Source organism: Streptomyces sp. NPDC044044, assembly GCF_056434405.1.
Genome location: NZ_JBWKFG010000002.1, coordinates 783,460 through 799,741, shown reverse-complemented (window position 1 = coordinate 799,741; position 16,282 = coordinate 783,460). Strand labels below are relative to the sequence as shown.

The window sequence follows — 16,282 nt, the reverse complement described above, 5'->3', positions numbered from 1 at the left end:
GCTCCCCGCCACCGGGCTACTGGCCGAAGCGGCTGCCCGCGCGGAACTTCTCGACCAGGTGCGCGGGCGCCTTCCGCGGGGACCCGGCGTCGTAGGGCGGCTGGGGGTCGTACTCCGTCAGGAGCTGCACGGTCTGGGCCTGTTCCTCGCCCGCGATCCGGCCGATGAGGGCGAGCCCCATGTCGATCCCGGAGGAGACTCCGGCCGCCGTGACGTACTTGCCGTCGAACACCACCCGCTCCCCCGTCGGCTCCACGCCGAACCTCCCCAGCTCCGCGAGCGCGAGCCAGTGCGAGGTGGCGCGGCGGCCCGTGAGCAGCCCGGCGGAGGCGAGCAGCAGGGAGCCGGTGCACACCGACGTCGTCCAGGTACTGGTGGCGTCCGCCGAGCGGATCCAGTCCAGGAGCGTCTCGTCCGCCATGTGGTCGCTCTGGCCGGGGCCGCCGGGGACGACGAGGACATCAGGACGGGGTACGTCGGCGAAGGCGCGGTCGGCCACCAGGGCGAGGGAGCCGTTGTCGTTGCGGACCGGGCCGGGGCGCTCCGCCACGAAGACCGTCTCGGCGCCGGGCAGCCGGCTGAGGGTCTCGTAGGGACCGACCGCGTCCAGCGAGGTGAAGCGTTCGAACAGGGCGATGGCGATCTGCATGAGTGCTGCCTATCCGTTGAGGGCGGGTGCCGGCTGAGCGGCGAAAGGGGCGTGGAAGCGCCGCCGGTATTCGGCGGGAGCCGCGCCGAGGATCTTGACGAAGGCCCGGCGCATCGCCTCCGGGGTGCCGTAGCCGCAGGCGCGCGAGACCTCCTCGACCCCGTCGGAGGTGTCCTCCAGGAGGCGGCGCGCATGCTCGACGCGCACGCGCTCGACGTACTTGCCCGGCGTCATCCCCGTCTCCGTCTGGAACGCGCGGGCGAAGTGCCGGGGCGAGAGCCTGGCGCGGGCCGCGAGCGAGTCCACGCAGAGGTTCTCGTCCGGGTGCTCGGTGATCCACTGCTGGACCTCGCGCAGGGGCTCGCGCTGAGCGGTCTGCGCGGCGAGCTGGGCGCTGAACTGCGCCTGGTTCCCCGGGCGCCGCAGGAAGACGACGAGATACCGCGCGACCATGAGCGCCTCGTCCCGGCCCAGGTCCTCCTCGACGAGGGCCAGGGCGAGGTCGATGCCGGCGGTCACGCCCGCGGAGGTCGCGACATGGCCGTCGCGGACGAAGATCGGGTCGGGTTCGACCTCGATGGCGGGGTGGTCGCGGGCGAGCCTGTCGCAGTACGCCCAGTGGGTCGTCACCCGGCGGCCGTCCAGGAGCCCGGCCTCGGCGAACAGGATGGCGCCGGTGCAGACCGAGACCAGGCGCTGCGCGCGCGGGGCGTTCGTCCGGAGCCAGTCGATCAGGCGGGGGTCGGCCTCGCGGGTGCCGAGGCCGCCCGGGGCGAGCAGGGTGTGCGGCTCGGGGGCGTCGGCGAGGGAGGAGTCCGGCACGAGCGTGAGCCCGCTGGAGGTGCGTACGGGGGACCCGTCCAGGGACGCGGTGCGGATGCGGTAGGCCAGGTCGCCTCCGCCGCGGACGGCCGCGGCGCCCGCGAAGACCTCCACCGGGCCCGTGACGTCGAGACTCTGGACCCCGTCGAAGAGGACGACCAGGACAGTTCGCTGCTCCATGCCCTGATTCTTGGCCCCGCGCGGGATAGCCGCAATGACGAATGACCCACCCTTTCTGCCATCGGTGGACGCGACGCCGGGCCGGACCGCCCGCGTGAGCGCCCCGGACTTCACCTCATACCAACCAGTCGGTAACGTGCCTCCATGACTTCTCTCACGCCCCCCGCCCCGGCCTCCGCACTGCACCCGCGCGCAGGACGCCGATGTCACAACGTGCTCAATTCGCTGCACTCGACGCACTACTTCTCGCCCGACGCGGGGCGCGAGCTGGCCGAGCTCGGCATCACCAGCCCCCGGGCCGTCAACTTCGCCGTGCGCACGGCGGCCATGGGCCCGGTCGGCGCCGGAGTGGTCACGGCGGCGTTCTACAACTACAAGCACGACATGGTCGCCCGGCACGTGCCCGGCATCTGGCGCACCGCGTCCCCCGAGGACGTCCTCGCGGCACGTCTGCGGGCCGTCGACACGACCCTGCGGCGCCTGCTCGGCGAGGACGCCATCGCATCCCCGGAGATGGCGGAGGCCGCCGGGCTCGCGCTGCGCGCCACCGAGGCCTGCTCCCGCTCCGCACGCCCGCTGTACTCCGCCCACGCGGACCTGCCCGTCCCCGAGCAGCCGCACCTCGCGCTCTGGCACGCCGCGACGCTGCTGCGCGAGCACCGCGGCGACGGGCACCTCACCGCCCTCCAGTACGCCGAACTCGACGGCCTGGAGGCCCTGGTGAGCCACACGGCGACCGGCAAGGGCATGACGCCGAAGTGGAACTTCACCACCCGCGGCTGGGACCAGGAGGACTGGGACGCCGCCGTGCGGCGGCTCCACGCCCGCGGACTGCACGACGGGGTGACCGAGTTGACGGAGGCGGGCGTCGAGCTGCGCCGGGACGTCGAGGAGGCCACGGACCGCCTCGACCGGGCGCCGTACGAGCACCTGGGCGCGGCGGCCGTCGAGCGCCTGACGGAGCTGGGGACCGTGTTCGCGGGCGCGGCCCTGAAGGCGGGGGCGTTCCCGGCGGACCTGCTCGGCAAGGAGTAGACGCCGGGACCTGCTCGGCAAGGAGCAGACGCGGGGACCGGCCGGGCCGGGCCGCGGCGGGCGCATGGACGGCGCCGTCCGAGGTACTCGTCCGTCTCCGGCCCCGCGCACATCCGTGCCGGGCCGGGCGACGAAAGGGGAAATCCCGTGTTCCGAGCGATCGCAGATGTCCTGCGTCAGATCGGCGCGGCGCTCGCCACCGTGGTGACGCTGCCGTTCCGCGCCGTTGCCCGGCTCTTCGGCGGTGCCTCCGGCGCCACACGGCGAACGGGGCGCCGGTCGGGAGGACGGTCGGGGCGCCGGTCGGGGCGGGCACGCCGGGTCTGATCCCCCCGCTGTCGGCGCCACCTGCCACAATTGCCCCGCAACCCCAGTGAGAAGGCGGGAAACGTGGCACCTCTGCAGACGTCCACTCCAGCATCGATCGAAGGCAGGATCGCCGAAGAACTCGGCGTACGGGAGCGGCAGGTGAAGGCCGCCGTCGACCTGCTCGACGGCGGCTCGACGGTGCCCTTCATCGCTCGCTACCGCAAGGAAGCGACCGAGATGCTCGACGACGCGCAGCTGCGCACGCTCGAGGAGCGGCTGCGCTATCTGCGGGAGCTCGAGGAGCGGCGCGCCGCGATCCTCGAATCGGTGCGTGAGCAGGGCAAGCTCACCGACGAGCTGGAGGCGCAGATCCGCGCCGCCGACACCAAGGCGCGGCTTGAGGACATCTACCTGCCGTTCAAGCCGAAGCGGCGCACGAAGGCGCAGATCGCCCGCGAGGCAGGCCTTGAGCCGCTGGCCGACGGCCTGCTGGGCGACCCGTCGGTGGAGCCGCTCGCCGCGGCGGCGGCCTTCGTGGACGCCGACAAGGGCGTGGCGGACCCGCAGGCCGCGCTCGACGGCGCCCGCGCGATCCTCGCCGAGCGGTTCTCCGAGGACGCCGACCTGATCGGCGAGCTGCGCGAACGCATGTGGGTGCGCGGCCGTCTGGCCGCGAAGGTCCGCGACGGCAAGGAGGAGGCGGGCGCCAAGTTCGCCGACTACTTCGACTTCGCCGAGCCCTTCAAGGAGCTGCCCTCGCACCGCATCCTCGCGATGCTGCGCGGCGAGAAGGAGGACGTGCTCGACCTCGTCCTCGAACCGGAGGAGGCCACCGAGGGACCCTCCTCGTACGAGGGGATGGTCGCCCACCGCTTCGGGGTCGTCGACCGCGGCCGTCCCGGGGACAAATGGCTGCAGGACACGGTGCGTTGGTCCTGGCGGACCCGCATCCTGGTGCACCTGGGGATCGACCTGCGCCTTCGGCTGCGCACAACCGCCGAGGACGAGGCCGTGCGGGTCTTCGCGTCGAACCTGCGCGACCTGCTCCTCGCCGCACCGGCGGGCACACGCGCGACGCTGGGGCTCGACCCCGGTTTCCGTACGGGCGTGAAGGTCGCCGTGGTCGACGCGACCGGCAAGGTCGTGGCCACCGACGTCATCAACCCCCATGTCCCGGCGAACAAGTGGGACCAGTCGCTGGCCACCCTCGCGAAGCTCGCCAAGGAGCACGCAGTCGACCTGATCGCGATCGGGAACGGCACGGCGTCGCGCGAGACGGACAAGCTCGCCGGTGAACTGATCACGAAGCACCCGGAGTTGAACCTCACGAAGGTGATGGTCTCCGAGGCGGGCGCCTCGGTGTACTCCGCGTCGGCCTTCGCCTCGCAGGAACTGCCCGACATGGACGTGTCGCTGCGCGGCGCCGTGTCCATCGCCCGGCGCCTGCAGGACCCGCTCGCCGAGCTGGTGAAGATCGACCCGAAGTCCATCGGCGTCGGCCAGTACCAGCACGACCTCTCCGAGGTGAAGCTCTCACGCTCGCTCGACGCGGTCGTCGAGGACTGTGTGAACGGCGTCGGCGTGGACGTGAACACCGCGTCCGCGCCGCTGCTCTCCCGGGTCTCCGGCATCGGGGCCGGACTCGCCGAGAACATCGTGTCGCACCGCGACACGAACGGCCCCTTCTCGTCCCGCAAGGGCCTCAAGGACGTGGCGCGCCTCGGCCCCAAGGCGTACGAACAGTGCGCCGGCTTCCTGCGCATCCGGGGCGGCGACGACCCGCTCGACGCGTCCAGCGTGCACCCCGAGGCGTATCCGGTGGTGCGGAAGATGGCGAAGAAGACGGGCGGCGAGGTCGCCTCGCTCATCGGCGACACGGCGACACTGCGCTCGCTGCGGGCCGACGAGTTCGTGGACGATTCCTTCGGTCTGCCGACCGTGAGCGACATCCTCAAGGAGCTGGAGAAGCCCGGACGCGACCCGCGTCCCGCCTTCAAGACGGCGACCTTCAAGGACGGCGTCGAGAAGCTCTCCGACCTCGCGTCCGGGATGGTCCTCGAGGGCGTCGTCACGAACGTGGCGGCGTTCGGTGCCTTCGTGGACATCGGCGTCCACCAGGACGGTCTCGTCCATGTCTCCGCGATGTCCAAGACGTTCGTCAAGGACCCGCGGGACGTGGTGAAGCCGGGCGACATCGTCAAGGTCAAGGTGATGGACGTCGACATCCCGCGCAAGCGGATCTCGCTGACGCTGCGCCTGGACGACGAAGCCGCGGCGGACACCACCGGAGAGCGCCCCAAGCGCGGCGGGCGTCCCCCGCAGCAGCGACAGCAGGGCGGCGGCCAGCGCCCCCAGCGCCAGGGCGGCCAGGGGCAGGGCCAGCGCAAGGAGCGGCAGGGGCCGCCGCCGGCCAATGACGCGATGGCGGACGCCTTGCGGCGGGCCGGGCTCCTGGACCCCAAGAAGCGCTGACCCGCGGAGCACCGACGGAGGTCAGGGCGACAGTTCGGTCACCTTGCCCTCCGTCACCTCCAGCCTTCGCGTGACCCGGACCGCGTCCAGCATCCTGCGGTCGTGCGTCACCAGGAGCAGCGTGCCCTCGTACGCCTCGAGTGCCGACTCCAGCTGCTCGATCGCCGGCAGGTCGAGGTGGTTCGTCGGCTCGTCGAGGACCAGGAGGTTGACGCCCCGGCCCTGCAGGAGCGCGAGCCCCGCCCGGGTGCGCTCTCCCGGCGAGAGGGTCGCCGCGGGGCGCAGGACGTGGGCGGCCTTCAGGCCGAACTTGGCGAGCAGCGTGCGCACTTCGGCCGGTTCGGTGTCGGGCACGGCCGCGCAGAACGCGTCCAGGAGCGACTCCGGGCCGTGGAAGAGCGCGCGGGCCTGGTCCACCTCGCCGACGAGCACCCCCGAGCCGAGCGCCGCGTGGCCGGCGTCGGTGGGGATGCGGGTCAGCAGGGCGCCGAGCAGCGTCGACTTCCCCGAGCCGTTCGCGCCGGTGATCGCGACGCGGTCCGCCCAGTCGATCTGCAGCGTCACGGGGCCCAGCGTGAAGTGGCCGCGGTGCACCTCGGCGTCGCGGAGGGTGGCGACGACGCTGCCGGAGCGCGGCGCCGACGCGATCTCCATCTGCAGCTCCCACTCCTTGCGGGGCTCCTCGACGACGTCGAGCCGCTCGATCATGCGCTGCGTCTGGCGCGCCTTCGCGGCCTGCTTCTCGCTGGCGTCGCTGCGGAAGTTCCGGCCGAGCTTGTCGTTGTCGCCCGCCTTGCGACGGGCGTTCTTGACACCCTTCTCCATCCACCCCCGCTGCATCTGGGCGCGGCCCTCCAGGGCGGACTTCTTGTCGGCGTACTCGTCGAACTCGTCGCGGGCGTGGCGGCGCGCGACCTCGCGCTCCTCCAGATAGGCCTCGTATCCGCCGCCGTAGAGGTTGATCTGCTGCTGGGCGAGGTCGAGTTCGAGGACCTTGGTGACCGTGCGGGTGAGGAACTCGCGGTCGTGGCTGACGACGACCGTGCCCGCGCGCAACCCGCGTACGAAGCTCTCCAGGCGGTCGAGGCCCGCCAGGTCGAGGTCGTTGGTCGGCTCGTCCAGGAGGAAGACGTCGTAGCGGGAGAGGAGGAGCGAGGCGAGGCCCGCGCGTGCGGCCTGGCCGCCGGAGAGGGAGGTCATGGGCTGATCGAGGCTGACATCGAGGCCGAGGGAGGCGGCGACCTCCTCGGACCGCTCGTCCAGGTCGGCTCCGCCCAGCGCGAGCCAGCGCTCCAGGCTCAGCGCGTACGCGTCGTCCGCGCCGGGGGTTCCGTCGACCAGGCCCTGGGTGGCCTCGTCCATGGTCCGCTGGGCCTCGTCGACGCCGGTGCGGCGGGCCAGGAAGCTGCGGATGGACTCACCGGGGCGGCGGTCGGGCTCCTGCGGGAGGTGGCCGACGGACGCGCTGGGCGGGGAGAGGCGGAGTTCGCCGGTCTCCGGGGTGTCCAGGCCCGCGAGGAGGCGGAGCAGGGTCGACTTGCCGGCGCCGTTGGCGCCGACCAGGCCGATGACGTCGCCGGGGGCGACGACCAGCTCCAGGGCGGAGAAGAGGGAGCGGTCGCCGTGGCCGGCGGCGAGGTTCTTGGCGACGAGGGTTGCGGTCATCAGGGGGTCGAGTTTAGGCGAGACCCGGGCCCGCTCGCCCGGCAGCACAGGTCACGGCGGCCCGGCGCCCGGTCCGACCCAGGCGGTGACGCGGTGACCAGTGGCGCTGGTGAACCCCCCGCCCCTGGTGCGGCGCGCGGGGCGGATCGCACACAGCAGGCCGGTACAGACCGCGCCCACGGCGACGATCCGCGCTCGCTCCCCGACTTCCCGGCTTCCCGACTCCCCGGGGAGTGCCCGTCGTGTCGGTGACGCCCCTGGGCGGATTGGCGGGCTACCTCACTATCGGCGCCACCAGAACACTGTCCGTCGTCCGTGCCACCACGAACGACTCCCCCTTGGTCGCCTTCCCGTCCAGCGCGACACGGTGCTCCCCCGGCTCCAGAACCCCGTCGAAGACCTGGTGGACCTGCGTGCGGGAGAGCCGGTCGAGGCGGTACGCGATGAGCTGGATCCGGCAGGTCGAGGTGATCTCGACGTCCGCCGAGCCGTCGGCCGCCGCGAGCCGCGTCAGGCGGCGCTGCGCCAACGGGCTGCGGTCCAGGGCGTGCTCTATCTGCGCGACCAGGAGCGGGATGATCGAGGCCAGACCGTCGACGTACGCCACCTGGACCCCCGCGCCCTCGAACGCCGCGCGCACCGCGTCGCGCGTCGCCGCGGGGACGGACCGCCCGAAGGCCACCGCCCCGTACGTCCGCAGCTCGTCCGGCGGCACGCCCGCCGCGTCCGCCGCGATCTCGGCGCCGACGCCGATCGTGCGCAGCGCCGCCGCGAGCTTGGCGAGCACGGCGACACGGGCGCCGATCAGGAGCACCCTGCGCCGGGCCGCCGGTTCACCGCGTGCCAGCAACCGGCCCAGCGCGCCGCGGTATTCGGCGCCGTCGAAGCGGAAGGGCCCTATGCCGTGGTAGCCGTTGAGCTCCAGGTCGGCACGCTCGGCGGTCTGCCAGGCGAAGTCACGCCAGACGTAGGCGTCGGTGCCGTCAGGGGCCCGCTCGATGACCGCCGTGACCGCCCCGCACTCCAGGCCTTCGCACTCGGGACAGCCGTAGATGACGTGGCGGTCGTCGCGCAGCGGCGCCTCGGTCTCCAGGAGGAGTCCGCGTACATGGTGGGTGAAGATCGCGGGTGGTACGTCGGAGGCCAGGGGGGAAACGGCGTCGAGGTCGGAGAGCTGGAACAGCAGCGGGCGCCCGTTCACGATGAAGTCGACGAAATCGCGGTGGACTTGATACTCGCCGTTGGCGAGGACTCCACCGGCGCGCATGGCCGGTGCCAGACCGAAGGTCGCGTACTCGGCAGACATGGTGTGAGTATCCCCATCTGGGAGGTGATGTGAGCACGGCATGACGCATTCCGCTACGTTCCTGGGATGGACGGGACGCATGACAGCGATGTGATCGTGGTGGGCAGTGGCGTCATCGGCCTGACGACCGCGGTGCTCCTGGCCGAGCGCGGGCGCCGGGTGCGGGTGTGGGCGCGGGAGCCCGCCGAGCGGACGACCTCGGCCGTCGCGGGTGCGCTGTGGTGGCCCTATCGCATCGAACCGGCGGCTCCGGTCGGTGACTGGTCGATCCAATCCCTGCTCGTGTACGCGGAGTTGGCCGAGCGTGCGGAGCAGACCGGCGTACGCATGGTCGATGGCGTACAAGGCGGGACCCGGCTGGACGACCTCGGCCCGTGGGCCGCCCGGGTGCCGGGGCTGCGGCCCACGACCCCGGAGGAGTACGCCGGTCCCGGTGTGCGGGCGCGGGTGCCGCTGATCGACATGCCGGTCCACCTGGGGTGGCTGCGCGAGCGCCTCGCGCGTGCGGGCGGGACGGTGGAGGCGCGCACCGCGGGGAGCCTCGACGAGCCGCTGACGGAGGCCCCCTGCGTGGTCAACTGCTCGGGGATCGGGGCGCGCGGCCTCGTACCCGACCGTTCGGTGCGGCCGGTGCGGGGCCAGTTGGTGATCGTGGAGAACCCGGGTGTGCGGAGCTGGTTCGCATCCGCCGACGGCACCGGGGACACCTCCACCTATTTCTTCCCGCAGCCGGGCCGGCTGGTCCTCGGCGGCACGGCGCAGGAGGACGACTGGTCGCTCGACCCCGATCCGGCGGTGGCCGCGGCGATCGTGGAGCGGTGCGCCGCCGTGCGGCCCGAGATCGCGAAGGCGCGGGTGCTCGGCCATCGGGTGGGGCTGCGGCCCGTCCGCCCCGCGGTGCGGATCGAGCGCGAACACCCCGCTGGAGGCGGGGTGTTGGTGCACAACTACGGCCACGGCGGTGCCGGGGTCACCGTGGCCTGGGGATGCGCGCAGGAGGCGGCGCGCCTCGCGGACGAAGCGGCCGCCTCCTGAATCGGCGGGAACTCAGACCGATTTGGCCGGAGTCTCCTCCTCGTTGCCGTTGTCGCTGGTGTCGCTCGGGCCGATGCGGAGCTCGAAGTCACCGTCGTACTGCTCGTGGCCCGCGATCACGGCCTTCTCGACGGCGTCCGTGCCGTGCTCGCCCCGGACGATCAGCGGGTCGTGGCGCAGGTCCCGCATCATGGCCACACACATCCCGATCATCACCAGGGTGAACGGTGCGGCGACCAGGATCGTCAGATTCTGCAGGCCCGTGAGGGCATTGCCCGACCCGTCGCCGATGAGCAGCATGATCGCCGCCACGGCTCCCGTCACGACGCCCCAGAAGACGACCACGAGCTTGCCCGGTTCGAGCGCGCCCTTCTGCGAGAGCGTGCCCATGACGATCGACGCGGCGTCGGCACCCGAGACGAAGAAGATGCCCACCAGGATCATCACGAGAAGGCTGGTCACCGTGGCGATCGGGTACTCGTGCAGCAGGCCGAAGAGCTGGCCCTCGGGGGTCGACTCGCCGCCGAGGCCGCCGCCCTCCTTCACCTTCATCGCCGATCCGCCGAACACGGCGAACCAGATGAGGCTGACGGTGCTCGGCACCAGGATGACCCCGCCCACGAACTGCCGGATCGTCCTGCCCCGGCTGATCCGTGCGATGAACATGCCCACGAAGGGCGTCCAGGAGATCCACCAGGCCCAGTAGAAGACGGTCCAGCTGCCCAGCCAGTCCGACACGCCCTTGCCGCTCGACGCCTCGGTGCGTCCGACCAGCTGGGGCAGATCGCCGATGTAGGCGCCCAGCGAGGTCGGCAGCAGGTCGAGGACGATGACGGTCGGGCCCGCGATGAAGACGAACACGACGAGCAGCAGCGCGAGCACCATGTTGATGTTCGAGAGCCACTGCACGCCCTTCTCCACACCGGAGATGGCAGAGGCCACGAAGGCCACCGTGAGCACGGCGATGATGGCGACGAGCAGACCCGTGCTCGCGTTGTCCATCCAGTCGAGGACCTCGAAACCGCTGCCGATCTGCAGGGCACCGAGGCCAAGGGAGGCCGCGGAGCCGAAGAGCGTCGCGAAGATGGCGATGATGTCGATGACCCTGCCCCAGGCGCCGTTCGCCCGCTTCTCGCCGATGAGCGGCGTGAAGACGGCGCTGATGGTCTGCCTGCGCTTGCGCCGGAAGGTGCTGTACGCGATGGCGAGACCCACGACGGCGTAGATCGCCCATGGGTGGAGCGTCCAGTGGAAGAGGGTCGTGGCCATCGCCGTTTCCATCTTCGCCGCCGAGTCGGCGGGATCGGTGCCCGGCGGGGGCGTGGTGAAGTGGGCGAGCGGCTCGCTCACGCCGTAGAACATCAGACCGATGCCCATACCGGCGCTGAACATCATCGCGACCCAGGAGATGGTCCGGAACTCCGGCTCCTCGCCCTCCTCACCCAGGGTGATCTTCCCGTATCGGCTGATGGCGAGCCAGAGCGCGAAGACCACGAACCCGCTCGCCGCCAGCATGAAGGCCCAGCCGCCGTTGTGGATCAGGCCGTTGAGCATCTTCGTGGAAGTGCTCTCCAGCGAGTCCGTGGCGACGGCGCCCCAGACCACGAAGGCCAGGGTCAGCACGGCGGTCACACCGAACACGATGCGGTCGGTCTGGGGATGCCTGCCGCCATGAGCGGCATGCATGAGGTGCCCGTCCCCTCCCCCGTCATCCGCTTTCTGTTGGTCTTGCGTCACAAGCACACCTCTCACGGTTTCGCATTCGTACAAACTCTGTGGTCCGCTACCCAGTACCACATGTGACGCACCTATCAACCACTCAACAGTCGGTGTCGGGTGAACCTGTGACCAGGTGATAGGGAGCGCGCTCGTCGAGAAGCAACGGTACGAGCGAACGAGCGGATTGCCTCATCGGTACGTAGGCGCCCTTTCCCTCCTTCTTGACCTTCACTCCGTGCAGGGCGAGTTCGTCCTTGATGCCGCCGTACTGTGCGGCGTCGAGCCGGTAGCCGCAGGGCGGATCCTGGATCACTTCGGACGGCTCGGCGGGGTCGTTGTCCGCGCCGCCGAGATAGATGGGCCCCCGGTCGCGGAACCCTTCGAGGCGGGCCGCGCCGGTGGCTGCCTCCAGTTGGCCGCGACGCTCGTCGGCGTAGGCGAACAGGCCTCCCAGCGCGGAGAGTTGGGACTCCACGCGGCGCCGGTTGTTCAGCGCCTCGTCCTTCTTCTCCGCGTCGGTGAGCGGGTCGACGCGGCTCTCGATGAGCAGGCCCGCGGCGTGCTTGATGCCGGAGACGTTGCGCAGGATGCGCTCCTGGCCGTCGCCCGCGGTCTGCTTGATCGGGTCACCGGTCACGGGATCGGTCCAGATTCCGTACGTTCCCGTCGTGTATCCGGACTTGTTGGCGGCGGGCCTGACATACGCCTCCGAGAGGGTCTTCGCCTCGCCGTGCACCGCCTCGTCGGTGTTGAGGTTGCGCGGCCACAGGTCGAACAGGTCCTTTTCGTAGTACTTGGGGGTCGCCCCGTACTCGTGCAGGTCGTAGATGGAGTCCGGCTGCCGGTCGCGGATGACGGCGGCCATGGCGCGGGCCTCCGCGGTCTGCAGGGAGATGTGGTCGCGGTTGATGTCGACGCCGTCGGAGTTGCCGCGGGTGTCGGCCGCGCGGCCGTCCGGGTTGGCGGTCGGGACGACGAGGAGCGTGGTGCGCGAGAGGAACTTCCGGGTCTTCCTGTCCTTCGCGTACGCCAGGTCGCGGATCGTCGACAGACACGCGTCGCGGCCCGACGGCTCGTCGCCGTGCTGGCTGCAGATCAGCAACACGGTGTTCTTCGTGGGGCGTTCGCCGATGCGGACGAGCTGGACGGGCCGGTCCTGCTTGGTGGTGCCGATGCGGGCGACCGAGACCCGGTCGGTCGACCTGTCGATCGCGGCGAGGAACTTCTGCTCCTCGGGCTGGCTGGTCCAGCGCGCGCCGTTGGTCTCCTCGAATCCGGTGCGGGGCGGGGTCGGCGTCGCCTGCGCGGGCACGGTCAGGAGCGGTGCGGCGAGCGCGGCTGCGGCACAGGCGAGCGCCAGGGTGCGGACGCGGGGCGTGAGGCCGGTGCGGGGTCTCATGAGGTGCTACCTCCCGGTACGGGGCGGAACGGACGCGGCGGGGCCACGCCGTCGAGACGGGACTCGCGGGGGGTGACGGTCTCGGAGGTGCGGAACGCGCCGGCGCCGCCGACCAGCGGGACCTTCGCCGACGTGCGGGACAGGTCGATCGCGAGGGTCGGGGTGTCGGCGGGGGGATCGATCAGGTCCTTGTCCGTGCCCGCGACGATCAACGCGAGGCGGTGCCCCTTCGGTACGACGTGGTCGCTCGCGGCGAGGTCGAGGGTGATGGTGTGCGGCCTGCCCGGCGTGAGGGGGCGGCCCTGGTGGTCGTCGGCCCAGTTGCCGAGGTCGGCCCAGCCGCGGCTGAAGACCGTGTAGTCGACGTCGGTGGTCTTCGCCGCCGTCTCCTTGAAGCAGGAGCTGTCACCGCTGGTGCTCGGGCCCCAGCAGGTGCGTTCGGGGAGCGTGGTGATGCCCTCGCCCGCGCTCGCGTAGTCGCGGATGGTCGCGGGGCCGAGGTCGACGAGGACCGCGGAGAGGTGGGCGGTGCGGGTGGTCGGGGTCGCGGTGACCGTCACCTCCGAGGAGCCGGAGAGGCGCAGGTCACGCCCCAGGGGCTTGCTGACGAACCCGGCCTTCGACGGGGTGGAGGTGTCGATCTGCGCGGCCCAGTCGGTCTCGCTCAGCTTCGGGTCGTCGGTGAAGGTCTCGCTGCCGGTCCCGGGGCGTGTGCCGAGGGTGCCGACGCCGGGTGAAGTTCCCTTGCCGGGGCGCAGCTTCACCGTGTCCGTGGCGCGCGGGGGCCAGACGCGGTCGGTGCTCCACTGCCCGGGGGCGCGCTCGATGTCGGCCATCGGCTCGCGGTCGATGCCGTTGTCGTAGCCGAGGAGCTCGTGGTCGAACCAGCGGTGCAGGGTGCGAACCCAGTCGCCGCGGCGGAAGTCGAAGGGGTCGACGTGGCCGGTCTGGCTCAGCCAGACCTTGCGGTCGACGCCCTCGTCGGCGAGCGCGTCCCACCACTGGCCGAAGTGCTTCATCCGGACGTTCAGGTCCTGCATGCCGTGCACGGCGAAGACGCTGGCGCGCACCTTGTCCGCGTCCGGTGTGTGGTCGCGCTCGCTCCACAGCCGGGTCCAGTCGCCGGTGCGGGGCGCTTCGTCGACAAGTCGTTTCTGTACGGCGCCGCAGCGGGCCCGCGCCTCGGGGCTCTCCACGTAGTCCGAGAGCCAGTCGGGGCCGCTGTCGTAGAGCGGGGCGCCCTTGGCGAAGTAGTAGTCGTACCAGGAGGAGATCGCGCCGATCGGGACGATCGTCTTCAGGCCCTTGACGCCGGTGGCGGCCACGCCGTTGGCGACGGTGCCGTCGTAGCTCTTGCCGATCATGCCGGTGGCGCCGTTCGTCCAGGACGCCTTGGCGTTCTTGCCTCCGGTGCGGGTGGTGTAGCCGCGGGCGCGGCCGTTGAGCCAGTCGACGACGGCCTTGGCGGACTGGACGTCGGAGCGGCCGCCGACGTCCACACAGCCGTCGGAGCGGTTCGTCCCCGCGAGGTCGACGGCGACGAATCCATAGCCGCGGGGCACGAAGTAGTTGTCGTAGTAGAGCGGGAACTGGACGGGGTTGCCGTCCGCGTCGTACGTCTTCTTCTGGCTCTCGTTGCCGCGCCCGCAGCAGGAGTAGTACGGGCTTGCGTCCATGATCACGGGTATCTTCCGGCCCTGCTGAGCCGGTTCGCGGGGCCGGACGATGTCGACGGCGACGCGGTCGGACTTCCCGTCGCCGTCACCGTCGATCTTCGTGTCGACCCAGACGGACTCGCGGACCGCGCTCTCGTACGAGTAGACGGGCTTGCTCTCACGTGGGGCGCTCGGCGCCCCTTGGGCTGCTCCCGGGGCCACGAGAGTGGCCAGGAGGGCGGCAAGGGCCGCCGTCACCAGTGGTCTGATGATCAAGCGTGTGCGTCGCGCACGTATCGGCATGGCGCGGAAGGTACACCGGTCAACTCCCTCGCGACAGAGGGCCGTACGTGCCGACGACAGGCTCATGGGGCGTTTTGGCACATGTCGGCCGAATGGCGATCGTGTGACAGCAGCGACCATGGACATGACGCGTGGCCCCGGGGCTCAATATGGTCGACCCATCTACCGAAGTGCCCCTACGACTTGGAGCTCTTGTGCACCGCAGACTCATCGCCCCTGGCGCGCTCGCGGCCTCTCTGCTGCTGGCGATCCCGGCTTCGGCCGCCGACTTCACGCCCGGGGCCCCGGGAATCGGCGATCCCTATTACCCGGCGAGCGGCAACGGCGGCTACGACGTCTCGCACTACGACCTGCGGCTGAAGTACCAGCCGAAGACCGACCTGCTCGAAGGCACGGCGACCATCAACGCCACCACGACGCAGGCTCTTTCCCGCTTCAACCTCGACCTCGGCCTGAAGGTCAGCGAGGTGCGTGTCAACGGCAAGAAGGCCACCTTCAAGAAGTCCGGCGAGCAGGAGCTGGAGATCACTCCGGCGGCCGGCCTGCCCAAGGGCACGCCGATCACCGTCGTCGTGCGGTACGCGGGCAAGCCGTCCGAGGTGAAGATCAACGGCTTCACCGCGTGGGCGCGTACGCCGGACGGCGGCGTGGCCGCGCAGGAGCCTGAGTCGGCCGCCTGGTGGTACCCGTCCAACGACCACCCGCTCGACAAGGCGACGTACGACGTCTCGGTCTCCGTGCCGGACGGCTCGCAGGCGATCTCCAACGGCGTGCTGCAGTCGCAGAGTTCGAAGCTGGGATGGACGCGCTTCAACTGGCGCTCGAACAAGCCGCAGGCCAGCTATCTGACGACGCTCGCCGTCGGCAAGTTCGACATCACGACCGACAAGACCGCGGACGGCCTGCCCGTCCTGAACGCCTACAGCAAGGACCTCGGCGACAACGCGGGGGCCGCGCGGGCGAGCATCGAGCGGTCGGTCGAGGTCACGGAGTGGCTGGAGACGGTCTTCGGCAAGTACCCCTTCAACGCGCTCGGCGGATACGTCCCGAACGTGACGAGCGGCTTCGCCCTGGAGACGCAGACGCGGCCGTTCTACAGCCCGAAGCAGTTCGCGAACGGGTCCAACGTCTCCGTCGTGGTGCACGAGCTGGCCCACCAGTGGTACGGCGACAGCGTGTCGGTCGACGGCTGGAAGGACATCTGGATCAACGAGGGCTTCGCGCGCTACAGCCAGTGGCTGTGGTCGGAGAAGGAGGGTGAGGGTACGGCGCAGGAGCTGGCCGACTACGTGTACGCCCAGCACCCGGCCGACGACCCGTTCTGGAAGGTCAAGCCGGGCGACCCGGGTCCGGAGAACCAGTTCGACATCGCTGTGTACGACCGCGGGGCGCTGGCCCTGCAGGCGCTGCGCAACGAGATCGGCGAGAAGTCCTTCTCGGCGATCTTGAAGGGGTGGCCGAAGCAGCATGCGTATGGGAACGCGAAGGTGAGTGACTTCGTGAAGTACGCGGAGAAGGTGTCCGGGAAGCCTCTCGCCGCGCTGTTCGATGCGTGGCTCTTCCAGCCCTCCCGGCCGGATGCGCCCGCCGCGAAGGGGGCGGGTATCGCTCGGTCCTCCGCCGCGGGTTCGGCCGCCAAGCCGAAGTCGTGGAAGTCGATCGCCGCGACGAACGGTGTGCACGACCACGGTCACTGATACTGAGCCGCCGCTTCGCGGCGGATGGTTCCCGCC

The 16,282-nt window shown here is 71.0% G+C and carries 11 protein-coding genes and 1 pseudogene; 5 read left to right on the top strand and 7 right to left on the bottom strand.

What is annotated here, in order from left to right; genetic code table 11:
- Positions 1 to 16 precede the first annotated feature (16 nt).
- Together AC07AG_RS09430 and AC07AG_RS09425 are read right to left on the bottom strand one after the other, a co-directional pair.
- The gene (locus tag AC07AG_RS09430) at positions 17 to 649 is read right to left on the bottom strand and encodes a DJ-1/PfpI family protein (RefSeq protein ID WP_478753444.1); all 633 of its coding nucleotides are present in this window, start codon (positions 647 to 649) and stop codon (positions 17 to 19) included.
- A 9-nt stretch (positions 650 to 658) separates the two neighbouring features.
- Positions 659 to 1,651, bottom strand: a complete 993-nt coding sequence (locus AC07AG_RS09425; RefSeq protein ID WP_478753442.1) for a GlxA family transcriptional regulator — start codon at positions 1,649 to 1,651, stop codon at positions 659 to 661.
- Positions 1,652 to 1,795: 144 nt separating this feature from the next.
- On the opposite strand from AC07AG_RS09425, the gene AC07AG_RS09420 reads away from it, so the two are divergent.
- The 3 genes and pseudogenes from AC07AG_RS09420 to AC07AG_RS09410 all read left to right on the top strand — a co-directional run bounded on the left by AC07AG_RS09420 (position 1,796) and on the right by AC07AG_RS09410 (position 5,467).
- Positions 1,796 to 2,686 (top strand): SCO6745 family protein, encoded by an 891-nt coding sequence (locus AC07AG_RS09420; protein ID WP_478753440.1) that lies wholly within the window; start codon positions 1,796 to 1,798, stop codon positions 2,684 to 2,686.
- Positions 2,687 to 2,833: 147 nt separating this feature from the next.
- Positions 2,834 to 2,953, top strand: a pseudogene (locus AC07AG_RS09415) (LPFR motif small protein); the annotation flags it as partial.
- Between the two features lie 123 nt (positions 2,954 to 3,076).
- Positions 3,077 to 5,467 (top strand): Tex family protein, encoded by a 2,391-nt coding sequence (locus AC07AG_RS09410; protein ID WP_478753438.1) that lies wholly within the window; start codon positions 3,077 to 3,079, stop codon positions 5,465 to 5,467.
- A gap of 21 nt (positions 5,468 to 5,488) precedes the next feature.
- On the opposite strand, the gene AC07AG_RS09405 is transcribed toward AC07AG_RS09410, so the two are convergent.
- Positions 5,489 to 7,132 carry an ABC-F family ATP-binding cassette domain-containing protein gene (locus AC07AG_RS09405; protein ID WP_478753436.1) on the bottom strand — a complete coding sequence of 548 codons (1,644 nt, stop codon included), beginning with the start codon at positions 7,130 to 7,132 and terminating at the stop codon, positions 5,489 to 5,491.
- Positions 7,133 to 7,406: 274 nt separating this feature from the next.
- Positions 7,407 to 8,438 carry an oxidoreductase gene (locus AC07AG_RS09400; protein WP_478753434.1) on the bottom strand — a complete coding sequence of 344 codons (1,032 nt, stop codon included), beginning with the start codon at positions 8,436 to 8,438 and terminating at the stop codon, positions 7,407 to 7,409.
- A gap of 66 nt (positions 8,439 to 8,504) precedes the next feature.
- Between AC07AG_RS09400 and AC07AG_RS09395 the strand changes: the two genes are divergently transcribed.
- Positions 8,505 to 9,473, top strand: coding sequence for an FAD-dependent oxidoreductase (locus AC07AG_RS09395; protein WP_478753432.1), 969 nt, complete (start codon positions 8,505 to 8,507; stop codon positions 9,471 to 9,473).
- Between the two features lie 12 nt (positions 9,474 to 9,485).
- Here AC07AG_RS09395 and AC07AG_RS09390 read toward each other — a convergent pair whose 3' ends face one another.
- From AC07AG_RS09390 to AC07AG_RS09380, 3 genes are all read right to left on the bottom strand, one after another.
- Complete coding sequence (locus AC07AG_RS09390; protein ID WP_478753430.1) at positions 9,486 to 11,159, bottom strand: BCCT family transporter; 1,674 nt, start codon at positions 11,157 to 11,159, stop codon at positions 9,486 to 9,488.
- Between the two features lie 133 nt (positions 11,160 to 11,292).
- Positions 11,293 to 12,591, bottom strand: coding sequence for a M14 family metallopeptidase (locus AC07AG_RS09385; protein ID WP_478753428.1), 1,299 nt, complete (start codon positions 12,589 to 12,591; stop codon positions 11,293 to 11,295).
- Positions 12,588 to 14,549, bottom strand: coding sequence for a Xaa-Pro dipeptidyl-peptidase (locus AC07AG_RS09380; RefSeq protein WP_478753426.1), 1,962 nt, complete (start codon positions 14,547 to 14,549; stop codon positions 12,588 to 12,590). The genes AC07AG_RS09385 and AC07AG_RS09380 overlap by 4 nt, the downstream gene beginning before the upstream one ends.
- Positions 14,550 to 14,743: 194 nt before the next feature.
- Here AC07AG_RS09380 and AC07AG_RS09375 point away from each other — a divergent pair, with 194 nt between their 5' ends.
- Entirely contained in the window at positions 14,744 to 16,246 is a 1,503-nt protein-coding gene (locus AC07AG_RS09375; protein ID WP_478753425.1) for a M1 family metallopeptidase, read from the top strand.
- The last annotated feature ends 36 nt before the right edge of the window (positions 16,247 to 16,282 follow it).

What these genes read in the sequence shown, in the direction of transcription:
- AC07AG_RS09430 (WP_478753444.1), bottom strand. Translation starts at nt 649, where the DNA reads ATGCAGATCGCCATCGCCCTGTTCGAACGCTTCACCTCGCTGGACGCG.
- AC07AG_RS09425 (WP_478753442.1), bottom strand. Translation starts at nt 1,651, where the DNA reads ATGGAGCAGCGAACTGTCCTGGTCGTCCTCTTCGACGGGGTCCAGAGT.
- AC07AG_RS09420 (WP_478753440.1), top strand. Translation starts at nt 1,796, where the DNA reads ATGACTTCTCTCACGCCCCCCGCCCCGGCCTCCGCACTGCACCCGCGC.
- AC07AG_RS09405 (WP_478753436.1), bottom strand. Translation starts at nt 7,132, where the DNA reads ATGACCGCAACCCTCGTCGCCAAGAACCTCGCCGCCGGCCACGGCGAC.
- AC07AG_RS09400 (WP_478753434.1), bottom strand. Translation starts at nt 8,438, where the DNA reads ATGTCTGCCGAGTACGCGACCTTCGGTCTGGCACCGGCCATGCGCGCC.
- AC07AG_RS09395 (WP_478753432.1), top strand. Translation starts at nt 8,505, where the DNA reads ATGGACGGGACGCATGACAGCGATGTGATCGTGGTGGGCAGTGGCGTC.
- AC07AG_RS09390 (WP_478753430.1), bottom strand. Translation starts at nt 11,159, where the DNA reads ATGCATGCCGCTCATGGCGGCAGGCATCCCCAGACCGACCGCATCGTG.
- AC07AG_RS09385 (WP_478753428.1), bottom strand. Translation starts at nt 12,591, where the DNA reads ATGAGACCCCGCACCGGCCTCACGCCCCGCGTCCGCACCCTGGCGCTC.
- AC07AG_RS09380 (WP_478753426.1), bottom strand. Translation starts at nt 14,549, where the DNA reads ATGCCGATACGTGCGCGACGCACACGCTTGATCATCAGACCACTGGTG.